Source organism: Arthrobacter agilis, from assembly GCF_002953615.1.
Taxonomy (GTDB): domain Bacteria; phylum Actinomycetota; class Actinomycetes; order Actinomycetales; family Micrococcaceae; genus Arthrobacter_D; species Arthrobacter_D agilis_B.
This window is the reverse complement of the sequence record NZ_CP024915.1, coordinates 2,350,253-2,354,600: the sequence shown is the minus strand read 5'-3', so window position 1 is coordinate 2,354,600 and position 4,348 is coordinate 2,350,253. Positions and strand designations below refer to the sequence as shown.

Here is a 4,348-nt window from a genome sequence, read left to right as displayed (position 1 = left end):
TCGACGGCGCGGAGCTCTGCGGTGTCCAGCCCGACGACAGCCGGCTGCGCTACACGGTGATGCTGCACAATCCGACGCTGGAGACCTTCACCCTGGGGAGGATGACCCTGGGAGATCCGCAGGGCCTGGAGATCATCTCGTCGATGGTCCAGACGGCGAACCGCGAGGGGCACCACCACCCGGGAGCGGAGACAGACGCCCATGCGCAGCACTCGGCAGCACCGACGCCGTCGGCGTCACCGGAGCCCATCGGCCCTCCGGTCCCGGCCGAGGGCTACGAGTTCGAGCCCGACGCCCACGTGAACATCATCGTGACCGTCGAGCTCGCGCAGGGTGCCACGCACGGCAGCGCGGACAACATCCTCGTGGCATTCTCCTCGCCGGAGCGCGACTACGCGGTGCCGCACAACCTCAAGATCGACGTGGACGCGACGTCCTGCAGCTAGCGGCCGCGACCCCCGGAACGAACGAAACCCCCGCCTCTCGAGGCGGGGGTTTCGTTCATTCCGGACACAGCAACCCGCGAACGCGGCAACCGGCCGGATGAGGCCTGTGGACTAGGCCGGGAGCTGCAGGACGGCACCCGTGAAGATGAGGTCCGCGTGGATCACGGTGTCGGCATTGGCGGCGAAGAGTGCCTGCCAGCCACCGTTGACGCCGAGCTTGCCGGCGATCGAGCTGAGGGTGTCACCCGACTGGATGGTGTAGGTCTCGCCGCTCAGTGCGACGGGAGCAACGGGCGCCTGGGCGACGGGAGCCTGGGCGACGACGGGTGCCTGGACCTGGACCGGTGCCTGGACCTGGACGGGGGCCTGGACCTGGACGGGGGCCTGGACCTGGACGGGTGCCTGGGCGACGGGAGCGACCGGTGCCGGAGCCTGCTGGAACTGCACGTCACCCGGGGCAGCGGTGCTGCTCAGCCCGAGCTGTGCCGAGCAGGAAGGCCATGCGCCCCAGCCCTGGCCGGCGAGGACATTCTCGGCGACGGCGATCTGCTGCTCGCGGCTGGCGTTCTGGGGAGCGCCCTGGCCACCGAAGGCGGCCCAGGTGGACGGGGTGAACTGCAGGCCACCGGAGAAGCCGTTCCCGGTGTTGATGCCCCAGTTTCCGCCGCTCTCGCACTGTGCCAGTGCATCCCAGTCGCTGGCGGGGGCGGCGTTGGCCGCTCCGGCCGCTGCGCCGAGGCCGAGGCCGGTGAGTGCTACTGCTGCGAGTCCGCGACGGGCGCTGGTGCTGAAGGAGTGTGTATTCATGGGGTTACGATGCTCCGAAAGGCCACCCGCACTAGGTCCGTCCCCGGACTTCTTCGCGCCGCTGCTCACCTTGACTTGAATAGAGGTCATGGTTCGGCAGCCGCCTGTTGAGCAACGAGCGGTGGAGGGCGGTGCCGGGCATTCATCGCTGCTCGTATGACGGCAGCTTTTTCGCTTCCCCGGACGGGGAACTACCTCCACCGTAAAGTAATTTCGTTTCGTTGCCAAACCGGTACGGCGCGGCGCTTGACATCGGGTCGAATCGAGGGAAGAAAATGTGGCCAAACTGAGGATCCTCTGCGACACTTGCGCACTGCGGGCCCCGGCAGGGACGGCGGGAGTCCTCTCGGCGCCGGAAAGGGCCCGGGCGTAGCAGCCCGGACCCCTTCCGATCCGTTCCCGACGCGCCGGTCAGGCCGCTACGTACCCGTGCGGATCGAGCACGTACTTGGTCGCGGCTCCGGCGTCGAACTCCTCGTAGCCACGCGGTGCCTCCTCGAGTCCGATCGACTTGGCGTTGACGGCCTTCGCGATGGAGACGCGGTCGTGCAGGATGGCCATCATGAGGCTCCGGTTGTATTTCATGACCGGACACTGACCCGTGGTGAAGGACAGCGACTTCGCCCACCCCGTGCCGAGGCTGAGGGAGAGGGAGCCCACCTTCGCGGCGTCGTCGCCCGCTCCCGGGTCGCTGGTGACATACAGCCCCGGGATGCCCAGGGCGCCGCCGGCGGCCGTGATGTCCATGAGCGAGTTCAGGACCGTCGCCGGCGCCTCGGTCGCGGAACCGGAGCCGTGGCCCCGCGCCTCGAATCCGACGGCGTCCACGCCGCAGTCCACCTCGGGAACGCCGAGCAACTGCTCGACCTGGTCGCGGGGATCGCCCTTGGACACGTCCACCGTCTCGCAGCCGAAGCTCCGTGCCTGCGCCAGCCGCCCCTCGTTGAGGTCACCCACGATGACGACGGCGGCGCCCAGGAGCTGCGCCGAGACGGCGGCGGCGAGGCCGACCGGACCGGCACCTGCGATGTAGACCGTGGAGCCGACCCCCACCCCGGCCGACACGGCGCCGTGGTAGCCCGTGGGGAAGATGTCCGAGAGCATCGTCAGATCCAGGATCTTCTCCAGGGCCTGGTCGCGGTCCGGGAACTTCAGCAGGTTCCAGTCGGCGTAGGGGACCAGGACGTACTCGGCCTGCCCGCCCACCCAGCCGCCCATGTCCACGTAGCCGTAGGCGCTGCCGGGCCGGTCCGGGTTGACGTTGAGGCAGATGCCGGTCTTGCGCTCCTTGCAGTTGCGGCACCGGCCGCACGCGATGTTGAAGGGGACGGAACAGATGTCCCCCTTCTTGATGAATTCGACGTCGCGTCCCACTTCCACGACCTCGCCGGTGATCTCGTGGCCGAGGACGAGGTCCGCCGGAGCCGAGGTGCGGCCCCGGACCATGTGCTGGTCCGATCCGCAGATATTGGTGGTGACGGTCTTGAGGATCACACCGTGGTGGACGGCCCGGCCCACATTGGCCGGGTTCACCCCCGGTCCGTCCTTGAGTTCGAAGGTGGGGTAGTCGATGTCGATGACCTCGACCTTCCCTGGTCCCTTGTACGCAACAGCTCTGTTACCGCTCATGGAACTTCCTCTCCTGCCTGCACTGGTGCGTCCGGTGTGCCCGGGCGCCGTCGCCGGCGCGCCCCGACGAAGGCGACGCGCTGGTAGCGCCGAACCTACAGTGCGGGGGGTCGCATCGACGTTGCATCTCCGCCTCCCCGCATCTTGCGGCCCGGGGCGCGGCGGGGGAGGGTGGCTGTATGACTGGGACCGTGCTCGTGACCGGCGCCACCTCCGGTATCGGAGCTGAATTCGCGCGACAGTTCGCGGCGCGCGGCTGCGATCTGGTGCTGGTCGCCCGGGCCGCCGGTCCGCTCGAGGAGACGGCGGCCGCGCTGCGGACCCGCTGGGGCGTGCAGGTCGAGACCCTCGCAGCAGACCTCCTCGACGAGGACGGCCTGGCCCGGGTGCTCGCCCGCCTCGACGGCGGGCACGACGCGGGCGGTACCGGGTCCCCGGCAGCGGATCGGTCGCAGCCCGGCGTCCGGCCCGTGACCGTGCTGGTCAACAACGCCGGGTACGGGCTGGTCCGGCCGTTCGCGGACAATACGCTCGACGACGAGGTCCGGCACCTGCGCATCCACGTGGAGGTGCCGCTCACCCTCGCCCACGCCGCCCTGCAGTCCATGCGCCCCCGCCGCGACGGGACGATCATCAACGTGGCGAGCGTCGCCGGCTTCACCCCGCGAGCGACCTACGGAGCGGCGAAGGCGGCGATGATCAGCTTCAGCCGCTGGGCGAACCTCACCTACGGGCCCGAGGGCATCCGGGTGACGGCGGTCTGCCCCGGCTTCGTGCACACCGAGTTCCACCAGCGCATGGGGGTGGACACATCGAGCGTGCCGGAGGTCCTGTGGCTCGACGCCGGCCTCGTCGTCCGTGAGGGGCTGAGGGACACGGCCGCGGGCAGGGCCGTGTCCATCCCGAGCCTGCGCTACAAGGCGCTCACGGCGCTGGCGCGTGTGGCGCCGTCGTCGATCGTGGCACGCTTCGCGACGCGCGGCCGCTGACCGGCGGCACTCCCGGCCCTCCCACCGAGCGGCGGCGGACACGGGGCGCCCGAGGGACGCCTGCGCCGTCGTGCCCGTCGGCGGACCTCGTCAGGACGTCGCTCCTCCGCTGTCCCAGCTGTCCGGCTCGGCCGCCGCGTCCTCGGGGTGGCGATCCTCGTGCGGGTCCGCGGGTGTGCCCTCGCCGTTGAACGCCGCCGGCACGGCCCCTGCGGCATGGGTGTCCTGCTGGTCGCGGATCGTGTCGGCGGGCTGCCCGGCCGATCCCGCGGAAGGGTCCAGGACGTCGTTCCGGCGATCCCCGTCGGGATGGCCGTCGCCGTGCTGACCGCCGGTCGCGTCCGACGCCGGGTCGGCCGTCGCGGGGGCGTCCCCGTTCCCGGAGCCCTGCTCGCTGCGCCGCGCCTCCTTCCCGGCAGGCGGGACCGGCACCGCTGGGCCGAGGGGATGATCGGCGGGAAGGGCTGCGCCGCCGGG

The 4,348-nt window shown here is 70.7% G+C and carries 5 protein-coding genes; 2 read left to right on the top strand and 3 right to left on the bottom strand.

The window, feature by feature from the left end; translation table 11 throughout:
• Positions 1–446: hypothetical protein (locus tag CVO76_RS11485; RefSeq protein WP_208739345.1), on the top strand; the 446-nt coding region annotated here is incomplete at its 5' end.
• A 111-nt stretch (positions 447–557) separates the two neighbouring features.
• On the opposite strand, the gene CVO76_RS11480 is transcribed toward CVO76_RS11485, so the two are convergent.
• On the bottom strand, positions 558–1,253 hold the full coding sequence (locus CVO76_RS11480; protein ID WP_208739344.1) for a transglycosylase family protein: 696 nt from the start codon (positions 1,251–1,253) through the stop codon (positions 558–560).
• A 411-nt stretch (positions 1,254–1,664) separates the two neighbouring features.
• A complete protein-coding gene (fdhA, locus tag CVO76_RS11475; RefSeq protein WP_133082908.1) occupies positions 1,665–2,882 on the bottom strand; it encodes a formaldehyde dehydrogenase, glutathione-independent in 1,218 nt (405 codons plus the stop codon).
• Between the two features lie 179 nt (positions 2,883–3,061).
• On the opposite strand from fdhA, the gene CVO76_RS11470 reads away from it, so the two are divergent.
• Complete coding sequence (locus tag CVO76_RS11470; RefSeq protein ID WP_208739343.1) at positions 3,062–3,871, top strand: SDR family NAD(P)-dependent oxidoreductase; 810 nt, start codon at positions 3,062–3,064, stop codon at positions 3,869–3,871.
• Positions 3,872–3,961: 90 nt separating this feature from the next.
• Here CVO76_RS11470 and CVO76_RS11465 read toward each other — a convergent pair.
• Positions 3,962–4,348, bottom strand: a 387-nt coding sequence (locus CVO76_RS11465; RefSeq protein ID WP_208739342.1) for a hypothetical protein, incomplete at its 5' end; no start/stop codon positions are given.

Excerpts from the sequence above, each read along its gene's own strand:
- CVO76_RS11480 (WP_208739344.1), bottom strand. The coding sequence starts at position 1,253 with ATGAATACACACTCCTTCAGCACCAGCGCCCGTCGCGGACTCGCAGCA.
- CVO76_RS11470 (WP_208739343.1), top strand. The coding sequence starts at position 3,062 with ATGACTGGGACCGTGCTCGTGACCGGCGCCACCTCCGGTATCGGAGCT.
- fdhA (WP_133082908.1), bottom strand. The coding sequence starts at position 2,882 with ATGAGCGGTAACAGAGCTGTTGCGTACAAGGGACCAGGGAAGGTCGAG.